This is a genomic window from Streptomyces sp. IBSNAI002 (assembly GCF_052244475.1).
Classification (GTDB): Bacteria; Actinomycetota; Actinomycetes; order Streptomycetales; family Streptomycetaceae; genus Streptomyces.
In genome coordinates this window covers 1,340,948-1,364,742 of the sequence record NZ_JBQPXG010000002.1, presented here as the reverse complement: position 1 = coordinate 1,364,742, position 23,795 = coordinate 1,340,948, and the positions used below count along the sequence as shown (strand labels likewise).

19 protein-coding genes and 4 pseudogenes are annotated in these 23,795 nt (G+C 71.4%); 12 read left to right on the top strand and 11 right to left on the bottom strand.

Annotated elements, in window-relative coordinates; genetic code table 11:
• Nucleotides 1–98 precede the first annotated feature (98 nt).
• The gene (locus ACTVZO_RS06610; protein WP_443297483.1) at nucleotides 99–1,757 is read left to right on the top strand and encodes an FAD-dependent oxidoreductase; all 1,659 of its coding nucleotides are present in this window, start codon (nucleotides 99–101) and stop codon (nucleotides 1,755–1,757) included.
• Nucleotides 1,758–1,815: 58 nt separating this feature from the next.
• Here ACTVZO_RS06610 and ACTVZO_RS06605 read toward each other — a convergent pair whose 3' ends face one another.
• Both ACTVZO_RS06605 and ACTVZO_RS06600 read right to left on the bottom strand, forming a co-directional pair.
• Nucleotides 1,816–2,436, bottom strand: coding sequence for a TetR/AcrR family transcriptional regulator (locus ACTVZO_RS06605; protein WP_443297482.1), 621 nt, complete (start codon nucleotides 2,434–2,436; stop codon nucleotides 1,816–1,818).
• Between the two features lie 96 nt (nucleotides 2,437–2,532).
• Entirely contained in the window at nucleotides 2,533–4,530 is a 1,998-nt protein-coding gene (locus tag ACTVZO_RS06600; protein WP_443303056.1) for a galactose-binding domain-containing protein, read from the bottom strand.
• A 290-nt stretch (nucleotides 4,531–4,820) separates the two neighbouring features.
• Here ACTVZO_RS06600 and ACTVZO_RS06595 point away from each other — a divergent pair, with 290 nt between their 5' ends.
• The 3 genes from ACTVZO_RS06595 (at nucleotide 4,821) to ACTVZO_RS06585 (ending at nucleotide 7,777) form a co-directional block, all read left to right on the top strand.
• Nucleotides 4,821–6,050, top strand: a complete 1,230-nt coding sequence (locus ACTVZO_RS06595) for an MFS transporter (protein WP_443297481.1) — start codon at nucleotides 4,821–4,823, stop codon at nucleotides 6,048–6,050.
• Nucleotides 6,047–6,283 carry a hypothetical protein gene (locus ACTVZO_RS06590; protein ID WP_443297480.1) on the top strand — a complete coding sequence of 79 codons (237 nt, stop codon included), beginning with the start codon at nucleotides 6,047–6,049 and terminating at the stop codon, nucleotides 6,281–6,283. Before ACTVZO_RS06595 ends, ACTVZO_RS06590 begins: the two co-directional genes overlap by 4 nt.
• A gap of 90 nt (nucleotides 6,284–6,373) precedes the next feature.
• On the top strand, nucleotides 6,374–7,777 hold the full coding sequence (locus ACTVZO_RS06585; RefSeq protein ID WP_443297479.1) for an NADP-dependent succinic semialdehyde dehydrogenase: 1,404 nt from the start codon (nucleotides 6,374–6,376) through the stop codon (nucleotides 7,775–7,777).
• A 69-nt stretch (nucleotides 7,778–7,846) separates the two neighbouring features.
• On the opposite strand, the gene lysA is transcribed toward ACTVZO_RS06585, so the two are convergent.
• The 3 genes from lysA to ACTVZO_RS06570 all read right to left on the bottom strand — a co-directional run bounded on the left by lysA (nucleotide 7,847) and on the right by ACTVZO_RS06570 (nucleotide 10,659).
• Entirely contained in the window at nucleotides 7,847–9,181 is a 1,335-nt protein-coding gene (lysA, locus tag ACTVZO_RS06580; RefSeq protein WP_443297478.1) for a diaminopimelate decarboxylase, read from the bottom strand.
• On the bottom strand, nucleotides 9,178–9,549 hold the full coding sequence (locus ACTVZO_RS06575; protein WP_443297477.1) for an SAV_915 family protein: 372 nt from the start codon (nucleotides 9,547–9,549) through the stop codon (nucleotides 9,178–9,180). The genes lysA and ACTVZO_RS06575 overlap by 4 nt, the downstream gene beginning before the upstream one ends.
• 210 nt (nucleotides 9,550–9,759) lie before the next feature.
• Nucleotides 9,760–10,659, bottom strand: coding sequence for a tetratricopeptide repeat protein (locus tag ACTVZO_RS06570; protein WP_443297476.1), 900 nt, complete (start codon nucleotides 10,657–10,659; stop codon nucleotides 9,760–9,762).
• Between the two features lie 117 nt (nucleotides 10,660–10,776).
• Between ACTVZO_RS06570 and ACTVZO_RS06565 the strand changes: the two genes are divergently transcribed.
• Nucleotides 10,777–11,718: a nucleoside hydrolase gene (locus ACTVZO_RS06565; protein ID WP_443297475.1), complete on the top strand. Its 942-nt coding sequence runs from the start codon at nucleotides 10,777–10,779 to the stop codon at nucleotides 11,716–11,718.
• Nucleotide 11,719: 1 nt separating this feature from the next.
• Here the strand turns inward: ACTVZO_RS06565 and ACTVZO_RS06560 are convergent.
• The 5 genes and pseudogenes from ACTVZO_RS06560 to ACTVZO_RS06540 all read right to left on the bottom strand — a co-directional run.
• A pseudogene (locus tag ACTVZO_RS06560) lies at nucleotides 11,720–12,607 on the bottom strand (chitinase); the annotation flags it as partial.
• Between the two features lie 54 nt (nucleotides 12,608–12,661).
• A complete protein-coding gene (locus tag ACTVZO_RS06555; protein ID WP_443297474.1) occupies nucleotides 12,662–13,612 on the bottom strand; it encodes an IS3 family transposase in 951 nt (316 codons plus the stop codon).
• A complete protein-coding gene (locus ACTVZO_RS06550) occupies nucleotides 13,588–13,887 on the bottom strand; it encodes a transposase (RefSeq protein WP_443296350.1) in 300 nt (99 codons plus the stop codon). Before ACTVZO_RS06550 ends, ACTVZO_RS06555 begins: the two co-directional genes overlap by 25 nt.
• A 47-nt stretch (nucleotides 13,888–13,934) precedes the next feature.
• Nucleotides 13,935–14,732, bottom strand: a pseudogene (locus ACTVZO_RS06545) (carbohydrate binding domain-containing protein); the annotation flags it as partial.
• A 175-nt stretch (nucleotides 14,733–14,907) separates the two neighbouring features.
• Nucleotides 14,908–15,888, bottom strand: a complete 981-nt coding sequence (locus ACTVZO_RS06540; protein ID WP_443297473.1) for a ScbA/BarX family gamma-butyrolactone biosynthesis protein — start codon at nucleotides 15,886–15,888, stop codon at nucleotides 14,908–14,910.
• Nucleotides 15,889–15,992: 104 nt separating this feature from the next.
• Between ACTVZO_RS06540 and ACTVZO_RS06535 the strand changes: the two genes are divergently transcribed.
• The 3 genes from ACTVZO_RS06535 to ACTVZO_RS06525 all read left to right on the top strand — a co-directional run bounded on the left by ACTVZO_RS06535 (nucleotide 15,993) and on the right by ACTVZO_RS06525 (nucleotide 19,092).
• Nucleotides 15,993–16,667: a ScbR family autoregulator-binding transcription factor gene (locus ACTVZO_RS06535; RefSeq protein WP_443297472.1), complete on the top strand. Its 675-nt coding sequence runs from the start codon at nucleotides 15,993–15,995 to the stop codon at nucleotides 16,665–16,667.
• Entirely contained in the window at nucleotides 16,664–17,620 is a 957-nt protein-coding gene (locus ACTVZO_RS06530; RefSeq protein WP_443297471.1) for an NAD-dependent epimerase/dehydratase family protein, read from the top strand. Before ACTVZO_RS06535 ends, ACTVZO_RS06530 begins: the two co-directional genes overlap by 4 nt.
• Before the next feature lie 104 nt (nucleotides 17,621–17,724).
• A complete protein-coding gene (locus ACTVZO_RS06525) occupies nucleotides 17,725–19,092 on the top strand; it encodes a phosphomannomutase/phosphoglucomutase (RefSeq protein ID WP_443297470.1) in 1,368 nt (455 codons plus the stop codon).
• A gap of 92 nt (nucleotides 19,093–19,184) precedes the next feature.
• Here ACTVZO_RS06525 and ACTVZO_RS06520 read toward each other — a convergent pair whose 3' ends face one another.
• Nucleotides 19,185–20,444, bottom strand: a complete 1,260-nt coding sequence (locus tag ACTVZO_RS06520; RefSeq protein WP_443297469.1) for an IS701 family transposase — start codon at nucleotides 20,442–20,444, stop codon at nucleotides 19,185–19,187.
• Nucleotides 20,445–20,743: 299 nt separating this feature from the next.
• Here ACTVZO_RS06520 and ACTVZO_RS06515 point away from each other — a divergent pair, with 299 nt between their 5' ends.
• The 4 genes and pseudogenes from ACTVZO_RS06515 to ACTVZO_RS06500 all read left to right on the top strand — a co-directional run.
• On the top strand, nucleotides 20,744–21,334 hold the full coding sequence (locus tag ACTVZO_RS06515; protein WP_443297468.1) for a TetR family transcriptional regulator: 591 nt from the start codon (nucleotides 20,744–20,746) through the stop codon (nucleotides 21,332–21,334).
• Between the two features lie 57 nt (nucleotides 21,335–21,391).
• Nucleotides 21,392–21,592, top strand: a pseudogene (locus ACTVZO_RS06510) (sugar phosphate nucleotidyltransferase); the annotation flags it as partial.
• Nucleotides 21,593–21,657: 65 nt separating this feature from the next.
• Nucleotides 21,658–22,853, top strand: a protein-coding gene (locus ACTVZO_RS06505) for an IS3 family transposase (protein ID WP_443296327.1) whose coding sequence is annotated in 2 segments (ribosomal slippage) — nucleotides 21,658–21,910 and nucleotides 21,910–22,853 — 1,197 coding nt in all. Because the reading frame shifts where the segments join, the coding sequence is not laid out codon by codon here.
• Nucleotides 22,854–22,896: 43 nt separating this feature from the next.
• Nucleotides 22,897–23,604, top strand: a pseudogene (locus ACTVZO_RS06500) (UTP--glucose-1-phosphate uridylyltransferase); the annotation flags it as partial.
• Nucleotides 23,605–23,795: the final 191 nt, after the last annotated feature.

Sequence of the window (23,795 nt, the reverse complement as noted above, 5' to 3'; positions counted from 1 at the left end):
GAACCGATCGTGGTCCGGTAGTGCCATCGGCGCGAGAGGGGAGAACCAAGCGGGTGAACGGGCGAGGGAACGCCCCTCGCACAGGGCATGGAAGAGCCATGAAGGAAAACGTCGACCACCGCGTCCCTGTCCTCATCGTGGGCGGCTCGCTGGTGGGCCTGTGCACCTCGCTGTTTCTGGGCCGGCACGGCATCAGGCACATGCTGGTCGAGAAGCATGCGGGCACCTCGATGCATCCGCGTGGACGCGGCATCAACGTACGGACCATGGAGCTGTTCCGGGTCGCCGGTGTGGAGGACCGGATCCGCGAGGCCGCCTCGGTCCTGGCGGACAATCACGGCATCCTCCAGGGCGGCTCGCTGACCGGCGAGGATCAGGAGTGGCTGTTCCAGGAGATCGACCCCGGGGGCGCGCTGGCCCGTTTCAGCCCGTCCGCGTGGTGCCTGTGCAGCCAGAACGACATCGAGCCGGTGCTGATGTCCGTGGCCCCGACGCTCGGGGCGGACCTGCGCTTCTCCACCGAGCTGCTCTCCTTCGACACCGACGACACCGGTGTGACGGCGGTCGTCAAGAACCGCGACACCGGGGAGCACAGCACCGTGCGCGCGGACTACCTGGTCGCCGCCGACGGCCCGCGCAGCCCGGTACGGGAGCAGCTCGGCATCGGCCAGACCGGACACGGCGACCTGTTCCACAACGTGAGCATCACCTTCCGCTCGCGCGGGCTCGCCGAGGTCGTCGGCGACCGGCGCTTCATCGTCTGCTACCTCACGAAACCGGATGCCGACGGGGCCCTGCTCCCCGTCGACAACCTCGAGCGGTGGGTCTTCCACGCCCCCTGGCACCCCGACCGGGGCGAGACCCTGGAGGACTTCACCGACGAACGCTGCGTGGAGCACATCCGCCGGGCCGTCGGCGCGCCCGGCCTGGACGTCGAGATCACCGGCAAGGCGCCGTGGCACGCCGCCGAGCGCGTCGCAGAACGCTACGGGTCGGGCCGGGTCTTCCTGGCCGGCGACTCGGCCCACGAGATGTCCCCGACCGGCGCCTTCGGTTCCAACACCGGCATCCAGGACGCGCACAACCTGGCCTGGAAGCTCGCCGCCGTGCTGAACGGCGCGGCGGGGCACCGGCTGCTGCAGAGCTACGAGGCCGAGCGGCTGCCCGTCGCCCGGGCGACCAGCGAGCGGGCCTCGGCCCGTTCGGCGGAGCACAGCCATCCGGGATACGAGCCGGAGCCGGAGCCGGAGCCGGAGCCCGCCCCCGGGCCGCGCGGCAGCGGGCGGCCCGGCGGGGTGCTCACCGTCGCCATGGGCTACCGCTACAGCGTGGGCGCCGTGCTGGGCGCCGACCCGGAGCAGCCCGTCGTGCCCGAACGGATGCGGCTGGCCGGCGATCCGGGCACGCGCGCCCCGCACATGTGGCTCCACGGAACCGGGGGACGGCAGTCCACGGTGGACCTCTACGAGCGGTCGTTCGTGCTGCTCAGCTCCGAGGGCACGCCCTGGCGCGCGGCGGCCCGGTCCGTCGCGCACCGGCTGGGCCTGGGCCTGGACGCCTATGCGATCGGCACGAGTCCGGAGGCCGACCTGGCTCCCGAGGAAGGGGCCGACTGGGCCGAGGTCCACGGCACGACGAAGACCGGCGCGGTCCTCGTACGGCCCGACGGGTTCGTGGCCTGGCGCTCGCCGGAGGCCGTGGTCGATCCGGAATCCGTCCTCCACGAGGTCCTGGGCCTGCTGCTGTACCGGTCCTGACCCTCTTCCCGGCCCCCGCTCCGCCGCCGCGGCGGAGCGGGGGCCGGCGCGTGCCGGGCTACGGGCCGGTGTGCGGGCCCGCGGCGGTGTCGCCGACGAGCCCGGAGACGTGCTCGGTGATCGTTTCGAGGACGTCCGCGGAGGCCGCGTCGTGGCCCAGGACGAGCAGGCTCAGGGTCATCCCGTCGGTCATGGCCGCGAGGTAGCGGGCCAGTGCGGGGACGGGCACCCGCAGTTCGAAGCCCAGCTCGGGGCGGAGCTGTTCGATGAGTTCGGTGTACGTGTCGGCGTACAGCTCGTACTGCCGCCGGGCCAGGTGCTCGAAGCCCGGCTGGCGCAGGGCGTACTGCGTGAGCTCGTAGGTGAGCATGTGCTCGCCGGGGTGCGCGGCCACGTGGTCCCAGTACGCCTGGAAGCCGGCGCGGACGGTCTCCCGGAGGGTGGCCTTCGGCTGGATGGCCTCCTTCACGACACCGATGTAGTGGTCGGTGATCGTCGAGATGACCGACTCCAGCAGGGCCTGCTTGGAGTCGAAGCAGTAGTGGAAGACGCTCAGCGACACGCCCGCCTCGGCGGCGATGGACCGGGTCGTCGTCCGCGCGACGCCGTCCCTGGTCATCGCGCGGATCGCGGCCTCCGTCAGCTGCCGGCGCCGTTCGGCCGACGGCATCCGTGCCATGGGGTTCCCTCCGGTCATCGGCCCAGGGCCCTGCGGGAGCGCCCCGTGCCGTGGCCGGCGGACCTGTCGGCCACGGCACGGGGAACCCCCTCGGCGTCAGCTGCTGTACACGCCCACCTCGTGCAGGGAGTAGCCCCACTGGGTGCCGCGCTGGGTGCCGTGGACCCGTACGTAGCGGGCCGGGGTGGCGGCGAACTGCGCGGTGTCCAGACCGCCGTCTCCGGTGGTCGTGGACCACACGGACTGCCAGTTCGTGCCGTCGGACGACAGCTCGATGCGGTACGACTTCCCGTACGCGCGCTCCCAGTCGAGGGTGACGCGCTTGACCAGGCTCGGCGTTCCGAGGTCGATCCGCAGCCACTGGTCGTCGCTCCAGTCGCTGGCCCAGCGGGTGCCCGTACTGCCGTCCACGGCCCGGCCCGGCGCGTAGCTCGTGAACGGGTTCCACTCGGCGGAGGAGGACGAGGCGGCGGTGCCCGCGGCGAGGTTCACGCCCGCCTTGTGCTTCTCGGAGCCGCCCCAGGTGGTCAGGTACGACTCGGCGCCCTTGAACAGGTCGTCCACGACGCCCTGGCCGCCGACGATCCGGATGTCCTCGATCCAGTCCGGCACCAGGCCGTAGTGCGCGGCGCCGTCGGTGTTCAGGTCCCAGGTCCGCGCGCCGGTGGTCTGCTTGTCGATGACGGAGCCGCCGTCGGTGCTGCGGAAGGGGTAGCGCACCGGGTTCGGGGTGTCGGCGCCGCGGGGGCCGGGCCAGCCGCCGACGCCGTTCATGTCCGTTCCGTAGCCGTAGCCCACGTTGTACTTGTCGCGCAGGGCGTCCGTGCGCTTGGCCTCCGCGCTGAACCCCTCGGCTCCGCCCATGTACTGGGCGACGAAGCCGCCCAGGCGGTAGAGGCGCTCGGTCCAGTCCAGGTCCATCCAGCTGTGCGAGGAGATCACGCCCGGGTACGACTCGGACTCCAGGATGTCGAAGGCCTGGCCCGCGGCCTTCACGCTCATGTGGTCGATCTCCAGCATCATCTTGCGTTTCATCATGCCGCGCACCGCGTAGTCGCCGAGCTCGGTGAGACCGCGGGTGTTGCACTGCGCGTCCGCCGCGTACGCCGGCACCGCCACGCCCGCCGGGAGCTGCTTCTCCGCCGAGGGCGCCGCCGCGAGGCCGATGGGGTTGTCGTGCTGCGGCCCCCGGCACTTCTCGGTCTGCCAGAAGGTGCCCGTCGACAGGAACTGCCCCACGTTGATGGCCGTGCCGAGGGCGCCCTGGTCGAAGCGGACCCCGCACAGGGCGTTGTCGAACTTGTGGCACAGGAACATGCTGCGCACGCCCAGCCGGTGGAGCTCGTCGAGGCCGCGGTCGATGTCCTGCTTGCTGCACTGGGCGATGTCCAGGATCTGCTTGCAGCCGAACGGTTCGGAGGTCTCGACTCCGAGGACCACGGCCAGCTTGCCCTGTTTGATGACCTCGCGGGCCTGCGCGGAGTCGGTGACGATCCGGAACCAGCCCTTTCCGGGGCCGCCGTACATGGAGTCGACGTAGGCCTGCATGTCGTACGTCTTGCGCGCTTCGAGGCGGATCGCCGTCATCTCGTCGCAGCCGCGGTCCTTGAAGAAGTAGACCGAGCAGATCACGCCGTTGGTGACGAGGTCGTTGACGAGGACCCGCTGGCCGCCGCGCCAGGCCCGTTCCACCCAGGCGTAGTAGTTCTGCTGGTGGGTCAGCGAGTCGTGGGCGGGCCAGTCCTTGAAGGTGGGCCAGCCGTTCGGGTCGTGCTTGCCGTCGCCGCCCTTGGTGATGAAGTCGAAGATCGCGAGGGAGCCGTCGGGGTAGTGCTCGGGGCAGTCCTTGAGAGCGTCGGCGATGCCCTGCTCGGAGAACGGCTTGCCGCAGATGAGCCGGCCGCCGAAGCCCTCGTTGGACATCAGGTGGTCGTGCGCGTCGACGAAGCCGCGGACCCGGCCCTGCTCGTCGGTCCCCTTGAACGGCTCGCCCGTGACGTTGATCTCCGAGTCGGGCGCGGGCCGCGCGACCGGGTTCCACCAGCCGGGATCGGCCGAGGAGGTGGCCGCGGGGCCGAGCACCATGGCCACCATGGCGAGGAACAGCGCGAGCACCGCCAGGGGCCGATGCCGGCGGTAGGGGTGTCCAGTCATCGTCATCACTCACGTCTTCGGTCGGAGGAGGGGGACGTGCACGGCCTGAATTGTCATGGCCCGAACAGCGTGTGCTCGAAACGATCGCTACTGGCGCGTACAGAGTCAAGAGTCCGGGTCGGATGACCTGATGATTCGTCAGAGTGCGGCGCCCGGAGGGAAGTGGATCGTGTGTCTCAGCATGCAAAATGATTCGTCTCATCATCTGAATGTCTCGTTAGGGTGATCACATGGACAAGCAGCGGATCCCGCGCAGTTGGCTGATGCTCGCCCTGGGCACGGTCGGCCAGACCGCCAGCACCACGGTGCTCTACGGCCTCGCCTACCTGATCCCCGCCTTCCAGCGGGAACTCGGGCTCTCGCTGGCCGGCGCCGGCCTGCTCGTCGCCTGTCCGCTCGCCGGGGTCCTGCTCGGACTGATCGGCTGGGGGGTGGTCGCCGACCGTTACGGAGAGCGGCTCGCACTGTCCGCCGGACTCCTGATCGCCGCCGCGGCCACCGCGGCGGCGGCCGCCGTGCACGGGACCCGGACGCTGGCGGCCCTGCTGGTCCTGACCGGCGCCGCGGGCTCCTCGGTCAACTCGGCCTCCGGACGGCTGGTCATCGGCTGGTTCCCGCCCGACCGCCGGGGCATCGCGATGGGCGTCCGGCAGGCCTCGCAGCCGCTGGGCACCGCGGTGGCCGCGGCCGCCCTGCCGCCGCTCGCCCAGTACATCGGCCTCTCCGCGGCCCTCGGCTTCTGCGCCGCCCTGTGCGGGGCCGCGGGCCTCGCCATCGCCCTGTGCGCCGCCGATCCGCCGCGCCCCCGGCGCGCGGCGGGCGCACCGGCCGCCCAGGCCCCGTACCGGGGCGGCTACCTGTGGCGGCTGCACGCCGCCGCCGCGGCGCTGTGCGTGCCGCAGTTCGTGGTGACAGGCTTCGCCCTGCTGTTCCTGACCGAGGTGCGCGGCTGGTCCGCCGCCACCGCCGGCGGGGTGCTGGCCGCCGCCAACCTGGCCGGCGCGGGCGTACGGCTGCTCGCCGGCTGGTGGTCCGACGCGGTGGCGAGCCGGATCCGGCCGATGCGGCTGCTCGCCGTGGCCACCACGGCCGACCTGGCCCTGCTCGCCGCCGGAGCCGCCTGGGACTCCCCGGCCGGCACCGTGGCCCTGCTGCTGGCCGCGGGCCTGACGGTCAGCACCAACGGACTGCACAACACCGCGGTCGCCGAATACGCCGGACCCGACTGGGCGGGCCGCGCCCTGGGGGTCAACGGGATGGGCCAGCACGCTGCCGTGGTCCTGGTCCCGCCGCTGGCCGGCGCGCTGATCGCCGCGCGGGGCTACCCCGCGCTGTTCGCCCTGGCGGCCGTGTTCCCGCTGGTGGCGGCCGCACTGCTGCCGGCCCGGGACAAGACCGCGTACTGGCCGGCGCCGGACGGCGGGCGGGGCGCCCAGGGTCCGCCTACCGTCAAGATATGAGCGGGATCGTCGTGGTGTACGAGGTAGACCGGCCGGACCCGACCGTCAGGCGCGTGCACGCCGCGCCGGCGGCCCCGGGGGAGAACGCGGTCCCCGGGCCGAGGACCCTGTGCGGCAGGGACACCTTCGCCATGGAAGCGGCCCCGTGGACGCCCTCAGCGGAGCCCGGCGCCCCGTGGTGCCCGCCGCAGCACGCGGACCTGAGGTGCCCCGCCTGCGAGGACGCGGTCTGACGCGTCCGCCCGCCGGTGTGCCGCGTTGCGCGGGCCCGCGGCGCGGGGGAGGGTCGAGGGGAGGCGGCCGCCCCGTAGGAAGGTCCCACCATGCCGATCGCCACCGTGAACCCCACGACCGGTCAGACCCTGCGCACCTTCGACCCGCTCGACGCACCGGGCGTCGAGCGGTGCCTCGCCGACGCCGCCGCGGCGGCGGCCACGTACCGCCGCACCGCCTTCGCGGAACGCGCCGAGCTGCTGATCCGGGCGGCCGCGCTGCTGGAGGCGGAGACGGAGGACATCGCGCGGACCATGACCACGGAGATGGGCAAGCCGCTGGCGGCCGCCCGCGCCGAGGCCGCCAAATGCGCGAAGGCCATGCGCTGGTACGCGGCCCGGGCCGAGGCCCTCCTCGCCGACGAGCACCCCGCCCCCGAGGACGTGCGCGACGCCGGGGCGGCGGCCGTCCGGGTGGCCTACCGGCCGCTCGGGGTGATCCTCGCCGTCATGCCGTGGAACTTCCCCCTGTGGCAGGTCGTACGCTTCGCCGCGCCCGCCCTGATGGCCGGCAACGTGGGCCTGCTCAAGCACGCCTCGAACGTCCCGCAGACCGCGCTCTACCTCGGCGAGCTCTTCCACCGGGCCGGGTTCCCCCGCGGCTGCTTCCAGACCCTGCTGATCGGCTCGGCCGCGGTGGAGGGCGTCCTGCGCGACCCGAGGGTGGCCGCGGCCACCCTGACGGGCAGCGAGCCCGCCGGCCGGGCGGTCGCGGCCGTCGCCGGCGACGAGGTCAAGAAGACGGTCCTGGAGCTCGGCGGCAGCGACCCGTTCATCGTGATGCCCTCGGCCGACATCGACCGGGCCGCCCGCACCGCGGTGACCGCCCGCGTGCAGAACAACGGGCAGTCCTGCATCGCGGCCAAGCGCTTCATCGTCCACGCCGACGTCCACGACGAGTTCGCCGAGCGCTTCACGGCCGGGATGCGGGCGCTCACGGTGGGCGACCCGATGGAGGAGTCCACCGACGTCGGACCACTGGCCACCGAAGCCGGCCGGGGCGACCTGGAGGAGCTGGTGGACGACGCCGTACGGCACGGCGCGACCGTCCTGTGCGGCGGCCGGCGCCCGCCCCGGCACGCGAACGGCTGGTTCTACGAACCGACGGTGCTGTCCGACGTGACCCCGGCCATGCGCATCGACCAGGAGGAGGCCTTCGGGCCCGTCGCCACCCTGTACCGGGTGGGGAGCCTGGACGAGGCCGTCGAACGGGCCAACAAAACTCCCTTCGGCCTGAGTTCGAACCTCTGGACGCGCAGCGAGGCCGACGTCGAGCAGGTCGCGCGGGACCTGGAGGCGGGCGGGGTCTTCGTCAACGGGATGACCGCCTCGCACCCCGCCCTGCCCTTCGGCGGCGTCAAGCGGTCCGGGTACGGGCGCGAGCTGTCGGGGCACGGGATCCGCGAGTTCTGCAACATCACCACGGTCTGGCGGGCGGCGGAGACACCGTCCTGACGCCAAGTCGGACGGGGCGCGGCCGTGCCCGGCCCCGGGCCCTGTGGCGGGGGCCGGGCACGGCAGGGGCTACGCGCCGATGTCCCGGTTGCGGAAGTCCTCCAGCGTCTCGCGCCGTACGAGGACCCGGGCGGCGCCCTCGTGCACGGCGACGACCGCGGGGCGGCCGACGAGGTTGTAGCCCGAGGCCATGGACAGCTGGTAGGCACCGGCCACCGGTACGGCCAGCAGGTCGCCGGGGTGGACGTCGCCCGGCAGTTCCACGTCCGCCGCGAGCACGTCACCGGCCTCGCAGTGCCGGCCCACGACCGTGGCCGTACGGGGCTCGGCGGCCGAGGAGCGGCCGATCAGCCGGGGCGCGTAGCGCACCCCGTACAGGGCGGGGCGCGGGTTGTCGCTCATACCGCCGTCGACCGCGACGAACACCGTGTCGCCGGTGTGCTTGACGGCCAGCACCCGGTACAGGACCACGCCGGCCGGCCCCACGACGGCCCGGCCGGGCTCGATCAGGAGCCGGGGCACGCCGAGGCCCGCCGCGGCGCAGCCCTCGACGAGCTCGGTGCGCATCCGCCGGGCGAACGCGGTCAGATCGAGCGAGGCCTCGCCGGGCCGGTAGGCGACGCCGTGGCCGCCGCCCATGTCCAGCTCGGGCAGGACGACCCCGTGCGTGTCACGGATGCGGGCCATCAGGCCCACCATCCGGCGCAGGGCCACCAGGTAGGGCTTCACGTCGGTGATCTGGGAGCCGATGTGGCAGTGCAGGCCCGTCAGTTCGAGCCGGGACTGGCCCAGGATCCGGGCGATGGTGTGCTGCGCGGCCCCGTCGGTCAGCGACAGGCCGAACTTCTGGTCCTCCGTACCGGTACGGATCTTGTCGTGGCCCCCGGCCGAGACGCCCGGCACCACCCGCACCATGACCTTCTGGCGGCCCTCGGGTCCGACGGCGGCCGCGATCCGCGCTATCTCCGACGGACTGTCGATGACGATCCGCCCCACGCCGAGCCGCAGCGCGGCCGCCAGATCGCGGGGCGACTTGGCGTTGCCGTGCAGCACGATCCGGTCGGCCGGGAAACCGGCGGTGACGGCGAGCTCCAGCTCCCCGGCGGAGCACACGTCCAGGCCCAGCCCCTCCTCCCGGACCCAGCGCACCATCGCACGGGAGAGGAAGGCCTTCGCGGCGTAGAGCACGTCGGCGTCGGGGAACGCTTCGCGGTAGGCCCGGCAGCGCCCGCGCACCTCGCCCTCGTCCAGGACGTAGACGGGGGTCTCGAACCGTTCGGCGGCCTCGGTGAGCGACACTCCGCCCACCGCCAGCCCGCCGTGCGGCAGCCGAGTCGTGGAGGCCGGCCAGATGGACAGGTCGTCGACGCCTGCCCGGACCCCGGAGAGCAGGGCCGTGGTCATGACGCGTCCTCCCGGCGGGCGGCCCCCGCCGCGCTCACGGTGGCCTGGCGGGGCAGGGGGGCGATGGCCGGGGCCGGGGCGACCGCGGGAGCGGTGAGGCCCGGATCGACGGTCAGCAGGGTCGCTCCGAGCGGCTCGGCCATCGCGCGGAGCGCGGTTTCGGAGAGCCGGATCCAGGGCTGGTCCGCGCCGAGCGTGGCGGCCAGCCGCTCCGGGCTGGTGAAGCCGACGGCGGTGCGGGCGCCCAGAGGTGAGCGGAACAGCCGCACGGTGACGTGCGTGCCTCCCGGCCGGGCGGGCACGTACAGGGGCCCGGCCGGGATCCGTTCTTCAGGCTCGGGATCGTCGTCGTACTGGAACAAGCACATGGGCCCTCCCTGGGGAACCACGAGTGGCGGACGGCGCCCCGGTGCGGGGAGGCGATCCGGAGCGCGCACCCGAAGCTATCCCCGCACCGGACCGCCCGCCGCCACCCCGTAACGCGACCTTGACGGTTCCCGGCCACTTCCATACGCGTCTCTGACGCCCCGGCCCGCCCGCCCCTGCCGGGGCCGGCCGGGGCTCCGAGGAGCGGGTGATCAAGGGCCCGGTCGGCGGCGCCGCAGGTCCGCCGCGGCCCGGGCGGCGGCGCGGCCTTCCCGGCGGTGGCCGGTCCTGCCGAGGTGGTGGCCCAGCCAGGCCAGGGAGTCCGCGAGGGCGGCGACGTCGTTGCCGGGGCGGATCCGGGTCAGGCCGGACAGCAGTTCCACGGCTTGGGCGGTGGGGGCGGCCGCCTCGTCGTCGTGCCCGGCCCGGGCCAGCCGGAGGCCGAGGTTGGACAGACCGTGGATCAGTCCGGAGAGGTGGTCGTCCTCCACCGTGCCCGTCCCTCCCGTCAAGCCGGACTCGCTCGCCAGGATCCGCCGGTACAGGTCCACGACCTCCCGCGCGGCGGCGAGCGACTCCTCGTGGAGGCCGGCGTCGGTGAGCCGTACGCCGAGGTTGTTCAGCGCCCGGGCCAGCTCCGGGAGGCGGGCGGTGGGGTCCTCCCGGGCGAGCCGCCGGTGGACGAGGACGGACTCCCGGGCCGGAACGAGCGCGTCGTGGGGGCGGCCGAGCGCGGCGAGCCGGCTGCCGAGGCTGTCGAGCGAGTCCGCCAGCAGGGGGCGCACCAGGGCGGGCGCGGCCCGGGCGGTCCGCCGGTACAGGTGCACGGCCTCGTCCGCGGCGGCCAGGGCCTCGGCCCGGTGGCCGCTCCAGGTCTCGGCCAGCCCCAGGTTGTGCAGCGAGCGCGCCAGGGCGACCGACATGCCCGGCGTGGTCGCCGCGGTCCGGCGGGTCAGGTCGACGGCGTCGCGGAGCATCCCGACGGCCAGGCCGAGGCTGCCGGCCGAGGCCAGGCGCAGGCCCTGCTCGTTCAGGTTCCGTCCAGCTCCGGTCCGTCCCCCGGTCCGCTCTGTTCGGTCATCCGGTCCCGCCCCCTCTGCCGTACGGAACATCCCCGCCGCATCACGTCCGCGTGCCGCGGGACGGTTCCCTCCGGGCGGGCAGGGCATCGTGAAGGGGCGGACTTGGTGAGGGAGATGCCCCGGATGCCCCGGTTGCGAGGAGTGAGCGTGCCTGTTCCGATCATCATCGACTGCGATCCCGGCCACGACGACGCATTGGCGATCATGCTGGCGGCGGGCGATCCCGCGGTCGACCTGCTCGCGATCACCACGGTCGCCGGCAACCAGACGCTCGCCAAGACCACCCTGAACGCACGCCGCGTGTGCACGGTCGCCGGGATCACCGACGTGCCGATCGCCGCGGGCTGCGACCGCCCGCTGGTCCAGCCGCTGTCGGTGGCGGACGACGTGCACGGGGAGTCGGGCATGGACGGGCCGCGGTTCCCCGAACCCACCGTGGACGTGGTCCCCGGGCACGCCGTGGAGCTCATCCACCGGATCCTGACCACGTACCCGGAGCCCGTCACCCTCGTGCCGACGGCGCCCCTGACCAACATCGCCCTGCTGCTCACCCGGTATCCCGACGCCGTCGCGCACATCCGGGAGATCGTCCTGATGGGCGGCTCCACCGAGCGGGGCAACCGCACGCCGGCCGCCGAGTTCAACATCCAGGCCGATCCGGAGGCGGCCGACATCGTCTTCCGCAGCGGTGTGCCGATCACCATGTGCGGGCTCAACGTGACCCACCAGGCGCTGGCCACGCCCGAGGTGGTGGCCCGCTTCGAGGCGCTCGGCACCGAGCTCGGCCGCACCTGCGCCGGACTGCTGTCGTTCTTCGCCGGCACCTACCGCAGCCTGTGGGGCTTCGAGAGCCCGCCGCTCCACGACCCCGTGGCCGTCGCCCGCGTCATCGATCCCGGGCTCGTGCACTGCGTACCGGCGGGCGTGGTCGTGGAGCTGCGCGGCCAGTACACGCGGGGGGCCACGGTCGTCGACCTCCACCGCTCCCTGGACCTCCCGGTCAACGCGCGGGTCGCGATGACCCTGGAGACCGGGAGGTTCTGGGACCGGATGCTCGGAGCCGTGGCCGCGCTGGGCTCCCGTACCTGAGTCAGCCGGTGAAACCGGCCGTGATGGAGCTGAACTGCCAGTCGTTCTGGGCGATGCCGGAGCAGGTCTCCTGCAGGCCGCCGCCGGGGCAGCCGCGGTCGCGGTTGACGGACCAGAAGGCCAGCCGCGCGATGTGGTGGGAGTTCGCCCAGTCGCGGATGTCCGTCCAGTTCTGGAGGGTGGTGGTCTCCTGCGTGTCGCTGATGCCGTTCATCCCGGAGATGCCGATGTGGGAGTAGGCGGTGGCGTCGTCCCAGCCGAAGGTGGCCTTGAGCTTGCTCTTCAGGCCTTCGGCGGCGCTGACGGTGCTCGCGTACATGTCGGTCGAGGCGTTGCCGAAGTCGAACGGCATGATCGTGAAGACGTCGATGTCGGCGCCGAGCGCCCCGGCCTGCTCGATCAGCCGGTTGCCCCAGGAGGTCGGGCCGCTGGTGCCGGTGCCGAAGGTGAGGATGGTCTTCAGGCCGGGATTGTTCTGCTTGACGATCTTGAGTGCGCCCAGGACGCGGTCCTGGACCACGGCGTTCTCGAATTCGTCCGTGTTCTCGATGTCGACGTCGATGGCCTTGAGGCCGTAGGCGTCGATCACCTTCTGGTACGCGCCCGCCAGGGCCTCGGGGGTGGCGCAGTTGGGGCCGAGCTTATTGCCCTGCCAGCCGCCGATGGACGGGACGATGTCGCCGCCCGCGGCGCGGATCGCCGCGATGGTGCTCTGGTCGATTCCGCCGGTGAGGGCGCGCTGGCCGTCCCAGGCCGGGTTGCAGCCGCCGGAGGAGAGGATGAACGCCATGGTGAACCACTTCGTGCCGGTCGCGTTCATCACCGTGGTCGCGCTCGGCGGATTGCCCCAGCCGAGGTAGAGGTACGGCGCGGCCTGCTTGAAGCCGGACGGGGTGGTCGTGGTGTCGGTGGTGTCAATCCCCTGGAAACGTAGAGTCCTCTTCTATGCGGCTTCGGCCCTCTGGTGGGCTTGGCTGCGTTGCTGGCTGATCTTCTGTTCGAACTCCACGGGTGGAAGTCCGCCGGCACGGGTGTGTCGGCGTCTGGTGTTGTAGAAGTCGGCGATCCACGTGGCGATCTTGATCCGGGCTTCGGCGCGGGTGGTGAACCGGTGCCGGTGGATGTACTCGGTCTTGACGGTGGAGTTGAACGCCTCGGCGGCGGCGTTGTCGAAACAGGACCCCACGCGGCCCATGGACTGGACCACGCCGAGTCGGTCGCACAGGCTGTTGTAGGCGGCGGAGGCGTATTCGCTGCCCCTGTCGGAGTGGAAGATCACTCCGTCCACGTCGCCGCCGCGGGTCGCGGCGGCCATCTGCAGGGACGCGCTGACCAGGGCGGCGTCGTGGCGGGCGTCCATGGCGTATCCGAGGCAGCGGCGGGAGAACAGGTCGATGACGGTGGCCAGGTAGAGCTTGCCCTCGCCGGTGTCGATCTCGGTCATGTCACCCACCCAGAGCACGTCGGGAGCGATCGCGTCGAAGTGCCGTCCGACCAGGTCGCGGACTGCTTTCCGCTTGCCCTGGCGAGTCAGGCCCTTGCGCCTTTTCGGTTCGCGGCCGTACCAGCCCTCCTCGGACATGATCTCGGCGACCGTGTTCACGGACACTTGCCAGCCCTCGGCCCACAGGTCAAGCGTGATCCTGGGCGAGCCGTAGGTCCGACCCGACGCGTCGAAGAAGTGCTTGATCCTCTCGGTCAGCGCGGCCCGTCTGACCTCACGCTTCGTCAAATTTGCAGGCCTGCCACGCCATTTGTAGTACCAGGCCGGTGACACACCGAGCGCGCGGCAGGCCACGGTGTGCGGGATCTTCTCCTCGGTCCTGCAGTCGCTGATCACCCCGACGAGTACCGCCGGGTCCCAATCAGCTACTTCACCCACAGGACCATGCATCGCTTGAGGACATCACGCTCCATCCCGAGCTCGACGGTCTCCTTGCGCAACCGCTGATTCTCCGCCCGGAGCCGGGCCAGTTCCTCCCGCTCGGATTCCTCCAGAGGGCCGGTACCCGTCTCCGCGGCCCCGCGGGCCCGGCTCACCCAGGTCTGCAGCGTGCCCTCGTGCACACCCAGATCCCGCGCGACCTCCGCAGCCGGCTTGCCCGTCTCCAGCACGATCCGCACGGCCCCCTCACGGAACTCCGCGTCGTAGCTACGTCGCTTCCCCACCCTCAACTCCTTATCGGGTCACGACTCCACGCTACGAGGGGAAGCACAGTGGTGACGCTGACGCCGTTCGAGGAGGGGGAGGTGTTGCCGGCGAGGTCGCGGGCGCGGACGGTGAAGCCGTACGCGGTGTTCGCGGCGAGTCCGGTGACGGTCGCGGCGGTGGTGGTGGAGGTGGCCACCTTGGCGGCGCCCTGGTACACGTCGTAGCCGGTGACGCCCACATCGTCGGTGGAGGCGGTCCAGGCCAGCGAGACGCTGGAGGAGGTCCTGCCGGTGGCGGTCAGGGCGCCCGGAGCGGTCGGGGCGACGGTGTCGGCGCCGCCGCCGGGGCCGTCGAGGCTGATGTCGTCGGCGTAGTAGGTGCCCTGCCCGTACCAGCCGTTGACGTAGACCTCGGCGCTGGTCTGGGAGGCTCCGGTGGTGAAGGAGACGCTGAGCTTGGTGTAGGCGGTGGCGGAGGGGGTCCAGGTGGAGGACCCGCCCGTGACCCCGAGGTACACGTAGCTGCCGCGGACCCATGCGGAGAGCGTGTAGGTGGTGTTGGGCCGGACGGCGACGGTCTGGGTGCACTTCGCGTGGTCACCGCTGCCGACCGCGCCGGCCAGGGCCTTGCCGCCGCCGTGGACGGGCGAGGACACGACCGAGCCGAGGCCGCCGGAGCAGGACCAGCCGGCCGGGGTGCCGGCGGCCTCGAAACCGCCGTTCGTGAGGAGGTCGCCGCCGAACGCCGGGCCGGGCGCGGTCAGTACCGCGGCCGCCCCGAGCAGGGTGGCGCCCAGACCGCAGGCCAGGCGGGTACGCGTACGGGAACCGGTGCGCGCGCTGCTGCGTGTGGGGGTACGCAAGGAAGTGCCTCCGGGAGGTGAGGGGTTCGGCCACGGGGGGGAGCGTGGCCGGGAACCTATTCCTCCGGATGGACTGCGGTCAATAGGTCTGGACCAATTGGCCGGCGGGGGCCGGACGTCCGCCCGGTGTTCCGGCCGGGGTGCGTACGCCCCGGCCGGAACACCGGACGCCGCGTCAGAGGGTGGAGCAGAGGGACAGCGTGGCGGACGTCTTCACCGCCGCGCTGATGGTCGCGGTGGCGGTGAAGACGTCCGCGCCGTTCTGGCGGGCGCGGACGCGGACGGGCAGGCGGCCCGACGCGGTCATCCCGCCGGGGGCGGGGGTCGTCTCGATCCAGCACGGCGCATCGAGCTCCGCGTAGCGGAAGAACCGTATCTCCAAGTCGGTCAGGACCCCCCGCCGCGGGAAGGCGCAGCCGTGCGCGGCCTGCCGGACGGCCTCCAGGAGCAGCATGCCGGGGGCGTGGTCCACGGGGTGGTCGAAGAGGATCGGGTGGTTGACGTCGGTGCGGAGCTGGGTGCGGTGCGTGGCGCTCGTCGGGGACAGGACCACGTCGTGGAAGCGGTCGCGGCCCACCCGGCGGGGCGTCAGCGGCGGCGGGAGCGGGATCGTGCGGGCGGCCACCTGGGCGAGGTCCGCGTTGTGGCCGCGCAGACGCTGGTAGACGGCCTGTGACTGGTTGGTGAAACGTGCCTCGGCGGTGCCCAGCAGCTCACCCTCGCGGGTGGCGGTGACGTGCATCGTGAGGCCGGCCAGTCTTCGGCCCCGGCGGGTGATGTCCGAGCAGGCGATGTGCAGCGTGATGTCGGCGGGCGCCGAACCGACCACGAGGGCCCCGGCGTTCATCGAATAGGTGAACGTGTCCCAGATCTGCCGGTGTCCGAAGGGGGCGTCGTACGCGACGTGGCTCAGGAGCGGGATCGCCTGCCGGACGGATTCGGCCAGGAGGAGGGGGTCGTGGTGGCCGCTCGCGTCCGGCGAGTAGAAGCTGTGGGCGCGCGGCCACTGGGCGGTGATGACGTACTCGTCGGGCGCGACGGCGCGCCAACCCGTGAGCAGGACCTCGGAGTGTGCGCTCTTGTGCACGTACTCCCGCGGTAACGCACTGCTGAGTACGGAGACGGGTGAGGCGGAGTGGTCAGCTGACACAGTCATGGTTGAGCCCCCCTTGAAACGTCGGACATGAGCTGGTGCTGTACGGCGATGAGTCCTAAAATAAAGGATGTTCGTTTTTTTTGTCGAGGAAGTCAGGTACCTCAATGTCGGACCGCAAGCGACAACGCGCGCCTCAACTAAGGGCAGTTCAGACCAGGGCTGCCATCCTGCGCGCGGCGGCGGAGGTCTTCGACGAGTTCGGCTTCAGCGGGGCCAGCATCAGCAAGATCATGAAGCGGGCCGATGTCACCCAGGGCGGGATGTACTTCCACTTCGGCTCGAAGGAGGAGCTCGCCTACGCCGTCATGGTCGGGCAGGGCGACGGACTGGAGTTCCCCGAGGGCGAGGACGGGCTGCAGCACCTGGTGGACATCACCCTCTACCTGGCCGAGCAGCTCCAGCACAACCCGGTGCTCCGGGCCGGCGTACGACTGGCCGTGGAGCAGGGGGAGTTCGGCCTGCGCGATGACGTCGCCTACCAGGCCTGGGTCCTCGAGTTCCGCCAGCAGCTGCGCTTCGCCCGGGCCAAGGGGGAGCTCCAGCCGGACGTCGACGACCACGAACTGGCGTGGGTCCTGGTCAGCTCCTTCACCGGCGCGCAGCTCTTCTCCCAGGCGTCCACCGGCCGGGCCGACCTGCCGCAGCGCATCGCCTCGCTGTGGCGCTACCTGCTGCCCGCCGTCGCCACCGAGGACACGCGCGCGAGCCTGCGGATGACCCTGGAACCGGCGGAGCCCGCCCGTCCGGCCGAGCCGGCGGAACCCGAGCAGCTGGTGTGAGCGCGCCCCACGTCGTCGTCACCGGAGCGACGGGCTTCGTGGGGTCGGCGGTGCTGCGCCGGCTGGCCGCGCGGACGCCGGAGGCCGTGGTGCGCGCCGTGTCCCGTACGCCTTCCCCCGCCACCGGGCACGGAGTGCGGTGGGCGGACGCCGACCTGGCGGCCCCCGCGTCCCTGCGCGGGCTGTGCGAGGGCGCGGACGTCCTGCTGTCGCTGGCCTCCTTCGTCGGCTCCGACGCCGAACGGTGCGCCGCGGTCAACGAGGCCGGGCCCCGGGCCCTGGTGGCCGAGGCGCGGCGGGCGGGAGTACGGCGGATCCTCCAGCTGTCGACCTGCGCGGTCTACGGGCCGGGCCCGCACCGCGGGCAGGACGTCGGCGAGCTGACGCCCGCGCCGGTGTCGCCGGCCAGCCGCAGCCGCCTGGCGGGTGAGGAGCCGGTGCTCGAGGCCGGGGGACTGGTCCTGCGCGCGGGGCTGGTGCTGGGGACGGGCGACCGGTGGGTCGTACCCGCCCTCGTCGACGCGTACCGGCGGGTACCGGCCGGGTGGGGCGGCGGGGACGGGCTGGCCTCGTTCGTCGACGTCGGCGATCTGGCGCGGCTCATCGCCGAGTTCGGAGTGGGGGACGGCGACGCGGCCGGGGCCTCGGGCGTCCTGCACGCCCACCACCCGCGACCGGTGCGCAACGGGGACCTCATGGACGCCCTCGCACACCACCGGGTGCTGCCGGAGCGTCCCGCCGGGGACCGGCCGTGGCGGGCGTGCCTCGACGCGCTGGCCGAGACCCCGGGATGGGTGAGCGAGCGGCAGTTCACGCTGCTGGCCGGGGACCACTGGTACCGGGCCGACGCGGCATGGCGGCTCGCGGGCATCGCACCGGGACCCGGACCGCTGGACCGGCTCGGCCGGGCGGCCCGCTGGTACAGGGAGCGGGGCGGGGCCGCTCCGGGCTGACCGCGATCTGCCAAAGCCTCAGCGGGATGGGCGCGGGCGGGCCGTGGCGGCGAGGGCGCCGGGTAGCGTCCGGAGCACATCCGGTCACCCGTGGAGGAGTGGACATGCCCGACCTTTCGAACATCGTCAAGGCGTATGACGTGCGTGGTGTCGTGCCGGACGAGTGGGACGAGTCGTTGGCGGAGCTGTTCGGTGCCGCGTTCGTGGAGGTCGTGGGTGCGTCGGCGATCGTGATCGGTCATGACATGCGGCCGTCGTCGCCGGGTCTGTCGGCTGCTTTCGCGCGGGGTGCGGCGGCGCGGGGTGTGGATGTGACGTTGATCGGTCTGTGTTCGACGGATCAGCTGTATTACGCGTCGGGTTCGCTGGGTCTGCCGGGTGCGATGTTCACGGCTTCGCACAATCCCGCGCGGTACAACGGGATCAAGCTGTGCCGGGCGGGTGCCGCTCCGGTGGGTCAGGACACGGGTCTGTCGCAGATCCGCGGGCTGGTGGAGAGGTGGTCGGTCGAGGGTGCTCCGGCGGTTCCGGGGGGCACGGTCCCCGGCAGGGTCACGGAGCAGGACACCCTGACCGGTTATGCCGCCCATCTCAAGGGGCTGGTGGACCTGGGGTCGGTCCGTCCGCTGAAGGTGGTGGTGGACGCGGGCAACGGGATGGGTGGTCACACGGTTCCGACGGTGTTCGAGGGTCTGCCGCTGGATGTGGTGGCCATGTACTTCGAGTTGGACGGGACGTTCCCGAACCACGAGGCGAATCCGCTGGATCCGAAGAACATCGTGGATCTGCAGGCGCGTGTCCTGGTGGAGGGCGCGGATCTGGGTATCGCGTTCGACGGGGATGCGGACCGGTGTTTCATCGTGGACGAGCGGGGCCGGGGCGTCTCCCCGTCGGCGGTCACGGCGCTGGTCGCGGCGCGTGAGCTGGCGCGCAACGGTGGTACCGGCACGGTGATCCACAACCTGATCACGTCGTGGTCGGTGCCGGAGGTGGTCCGTGAGAACGGGGGCACCCCGGTCCGTACCCGTGTCGGGCATTCCTTCATCAAGGAGGAGATGGCGAAGACGGGTGCGATCTTCGGTGGTGAGCATTCGGCGCACTATTACTTCAAGGATTTCTGGAACGCGGACACGGGGATGCTGGCCGCGTTGCATGTGCTGGCGGCCCTGGGCGGTCAGGACGGTCCGTTGTCGGGTCTGGTGGCTTCGTACGACCGGTATGCGGGTTCGGGTGAGATCAACTCGACGGTCGGTGACCAGGCGGGCCGTCTGGCGGCGGTGAAGGCGGTCTACGGGGGTGTCGGGGGTGTCACGATCGATGAGCTGGACGGTCTGACGGCGACGGGCGAGGACTGGTGGTTCAACGTGCGTGCCTCGAATACGGAGCCGTTGCTGCGTTTGAACGTGGAGGCTCGTGACGAGGTGACGCTGGCGAAGGTCCGCGACGAGGTGCTGGGCCTGATCCGGGCCTGATCTGGGGGAGGCGGCGGGGGCTGTCCGCAGCCCCCGCCGCGCCTTCCGGCCGAGGCGGCCCGCACCCGGGCCCGCACCCGGGAAAGGCCCCGTCAAGCCACGCGCTCCCGTCCCGCCGGCCCGGCCACCGCCTCGGCCTTGTACGCGAACGCCGCCGACATCAGCGTCATGTGGTGGTGCCACCCGGGGAAGGAACGGCCTTCGAAGTCGAGGAGACCGAACTCGTCGGCCAGTGTGCCCAGCACCGCCGAGGTCTGCGCCGACTGCCGCACCAGGAACAGCAGGTCGTCCATCCGGTGGCGGCTCATGTTGGTGAGCCAGACCGGACCGCCCCGGACCCCCGGCCCCGGACGCCGTTCGCCGAACAGGCGGTAGGTCTGCTGCGCCCCGGGGACCCCGGTCTCGCCGCCGGGAACCCGGACCAGCCCCGAGTGGATGCGCAGCCGCTGCGGACGCGCGTCGGGGCCGCTCAGCCGCGCGGCGTACGGATGGCTGGTGTTCCCCAGGCGCGCGAAGTCACCCGCGGTGGTCGTACGCACCGACATCCCGCCCGGCATGCGCGCCGGTGCCCGCACGGGCGTCGGCACGGGCATCCGCGCCGGCTCCGCGCCGTGGGCCGGGGCATGCACCGGACCGGCCGGGCTGACCGTGAGGGTCGGCGGGACGGAGACCAGGAAGTCGTGGCCCCGGCGGCCGAGCATGCCGATCAGTGCGGCGGCGCCGTTCAGGCGGCTGAAGTCGGCGATCACGGGGGCGCGCACCGACGAGGTGCGGGCGGCGATCGAGTCGATGAGCTCGAGGACGAGGGATTCCGGGCTCTGGTGCGCGACCTCCGGTGAGATGCGCGCCCGGCGGCGCAGGGCGGGGTCCGCCGACCAGTGCTCGGGGAGGACCAGCCGCCAGTCGACGGGCATGTTCGTACCGCCCAAGGACAGGAACAGTCCATATCCGTACTGGCAGTTGACGATGCGTCCGGCGGCCGGGTCGAAGCGGCGGTGCACGCCCACCGAGTGCTCACCGCGCTTGGGGAAGGCCGCCTGCCCGATCGTCCAGGCGTGAACCGTGTGGCGCTCCTCCACCCAGCGGAGCAGTTCGGTGCGGGCCGGATCCCATTCCCACGGGCTCGCGTTGATGAACTGCTGCAAGGACTGGGAGGCGGTGGGGGACTCGGTCACGGAAGCGGCGAGCCGGCGTACCGACTTCTTGCCCGGAGTGGTGAGCAGTCCCTGCAAGTAGACCCGGGCCCAACGGCGTTGGTCGGCTCTCGGTAAGTGGCCGAAGAGGCGCTCGGTGAACTCGTCCAGGGTGGTGTCCCCGGCAGCCAGAGCTCTGGTCCTCGTGTGTGCCGTCATCTGTCTCCCCCTTCGCTGCGGACGCCGGCGTGCGTCGTAGGTACCATCAGAGTACAGAACGTTCGTTTTTTTTCTAGCGTAAGAGTGGCGCCCTTCCCGCGACTTGGGCACGTTGGTAGCCGGGCTCCGTCGCGGGGGACGGCGGTGGAGGGGGGCGGGTGCTTCTTCGTCAAGTCGGCGTTGTGCGCGGCCGGCATGCGGGGCGACGCTGGAGGTCGCCATCCCGAGGCAGGATGTACTGGTGAGTCAGGAACGACCCGGATGGCAGTGATGGTGCAGTGGTAAAGCAAGAGCGCGGCGTGCGCACCCGTAATCACCTGATATCGGTGGCCGCCGCAGAATTCGACCGCAATGGATATGACGGGACGTCATTATCCCGGCTGAGCAGATCCGCAGGGATATCCATCGGAGCGCTCACCTTTCACTTCTCCGCGAAGGGGGAACTGGCCTCGGCCGTCGAGGACTCGGGGCGCGAGGCGACCCGCAGGGTGGTCGAGGACGTCACGGCCCGCGGAGGTCCGGCCCTCGACACGGTCTCCGCGCTCGTTCTCGAACTGGGCTGCCTGATCGAGGACGATGCGGTCGTGCGCGCCGCCGCCAGACTCACCCAGGAGCGCGTCGGTGCAGGTCCCGCCTGGTGCAGCTGCTGGTATCCGGAGGTCACGGAGCTCCTCGAGCAGGCCGCAGAGGAGGGGCAGTTGAGCCCCGAGGTCGGCCCGCGCCCCGCCGCGCTGCTGACGGCGCATCTGGTGGGAGGGGTCGTCGTACGGGCGCGCCGCGGCCGGACGGGCGGCAGCCGCGGGGCCGTCGTCGCCGAGCTCAGAGAGCTGTGGCGGCTCGTCCGGCGGGGTATCGCGGCGACTCCGGCCGAAACGGAATTGCCCAAGTAGGCTCAAAGGAAGTGGAATTGAAGCCAATGACGTGCGGAGCGCTCTAGCGTCAGCGGCATGAATTCCACACCTCATCGGATAACCAAGGCAGTCATCCCCGCTGCGGGACTCGGAACACGCTTCCTCCCGCTGACCAAGGCCACCCCCAAGGAAATGCTGCCGGTGGTCGACAAGCCGGCCATCCAGTACGTGGTGGAAGAGGCGGTCGCGGCGGGGATGTCCGACATCCTCATGGTCACGGGGCGCAACAAGCGCCCTGAGGCGCCCCGAACCTTCCGGACAGTGGTCCCACTACGGTGGGACCACTCGGAAAGGGAAGTCGGTTGTCGCAGAAACGCAGGAAATTTAGCCCGGAGTATCGGGAAGAGGCCGTGAAGATGGTGATCGAGACGTCGCGTCCGGTCGCCCAGGTCGCCCGGGAACTCGGACTCGTTGAAGGAACTCTGGGAAACTGGGTCAACGCATACCGTCGTGAGCATGATGGCGAGGAGCCGGAACTCACGCTCGACGAGCGCGCCCGCCTGCGGGAGCAGGAACGAGAATTGCGCGAGCTGCGACAGAAAGTCGCTTTCCTGGAAAAAGTTGCAGCGTACTTCGCCAAGGACCCTCGGTGAGCGACAAGTTCGAGTTCATCGATGCAGAGTACGCAATATTTACCACGAACACTGAAGACACGGTGCCGGTTGCCAAGATGTGCGACTGGCTGGAAGTATCCCGCTCCGGCTTCTACGAATGGCGGAGCAGGCCGATTTCAGCGACTGCCCGGCGACGGGAGGATCTGAAATTGCTGATCACCAAGTCGTTCGAGGATTCTGACGAAACCTACGGCTACCGTCGGGTCCACGCCGACCTGTCCGCGTGGGGCGTCCCCTGCGGACCCGAGCTCGTGCGTGACCTCATGCGGGAACTGGACCTCCAGGCGTGTCAGCCACGACCGTGGCGCCACAGCCTCACCGAGAACGACGGCTCCGCCGGCCCGATCCCTGACCTCGTGAACCGCGACTTCACCGCCGACGCACCCGGCCGCAAAATGGTCGGCGACATCACATACATTCCAACCTGGGAAGGCTGGGTATTCCTCGCCACCGTCATCGACTGCCACACCAAAGCCGTCATCGGGTGGGCCATGGACGACAACTACAAGACCCCACTTATCGAAGCAGCCATCAAAATGGCAGCACGCAACCACCCACTCGCCGAAGACGCCATCTTTCACTCGGACCGCGGCAGCAATTACACCTCGACCCAGTTCGCCAATACACTGACCGGGCTAAGAATCCGGCAATCCGTTGGCCGGACCGGGATCTGCTACGACAATGCCATGGCGGAATCATTCTTCGCGACCCTGAAAAATGAACGTGTCCACCGGACCGTATACCCCACCCGAGAACACGCCTACCGCGACATCGCCCGCTACATAGAGGTCCGCTACAATACGAAGCGCCGTCACTCGGGACTCGGGTACCGGACCCCACGAGAGGTCCACGACGAGTACCTGAACCAGCAGCTCGCAGCCTGAATTTGCTAATTAGCAGCTGTCCGGAAAACGCGGGGCCCCTCACCCGCTCGAGGACCACTTCGACCGCAACTACGAGCTGGAGGAAGCCCTCCAGCGCCGCGGCGACCAGGACAAGCTCGACAGCGTCTGCGCCTCCACCGAGCTCGCCGACATCCACTACGTGCGCCAGCGGGACCCCAAGGGGCTCGGCCACGCCGTGCTCTGCGCCGCCCCGCACGTCGGCCGGGAGCCGTTCGCCGTGCTCCTGGCCGATGACCTGATCGACCCCCGGGACCCGCTGCTGGCCCGCATGGCCGAGGTCCGCGCGCAGCACGGCGGCAGCGTCGTCGCCCTCATGGAGGTGGATCCGGACGCGATCCACCAGTACGGATGCGCCGCCGTGGAGGGGTCTTCGGGCGCCGGGGGCGTACGCATCACCGATCTGGTCGAGAAGCCCGAACCCGGCACCGCGCCCAGCAACCTCGCCATCATCGGCCGCTACCTCCTCGATCCCGAGATCTTCGAGGTCCTGCGGGGCACGAGCCCCGGACGCGGCGGGGAGATCCAGCTGACGGACGCGCTGCGCACCCTCCTCCAGGCGGGCCGGCCGGTGCACGGAGTCGTCTTCTCCGGCCGGCGCTACGACACCGGGGACCGTGCCGAGTACCTGCGCGCGACGGTCAGGCTCGCCTGTGAGCGCGAGGACCTGGGGCCCGGATTCCTTGCCTGGCTGAGGGAGTTCGTGCGCGCGGAGGAACTGGCCGGGGTGTGAGGGCCGCCCGGTGGGCGACCGGGGATTCTCCGCGGTCGCCCACCCCGCAAGGCGGCTACTTCGCCAAGTTGCCCAAATCTCAACGGAGTTCGGCCGCCAGCTGGGTTACCGAACGGTAGTTACGTAATTTCTTCCCCGAGGCCGGCGACGGACCGGCAGCCGAAACACCGAGTGCACGAAGGGAGGTGAAC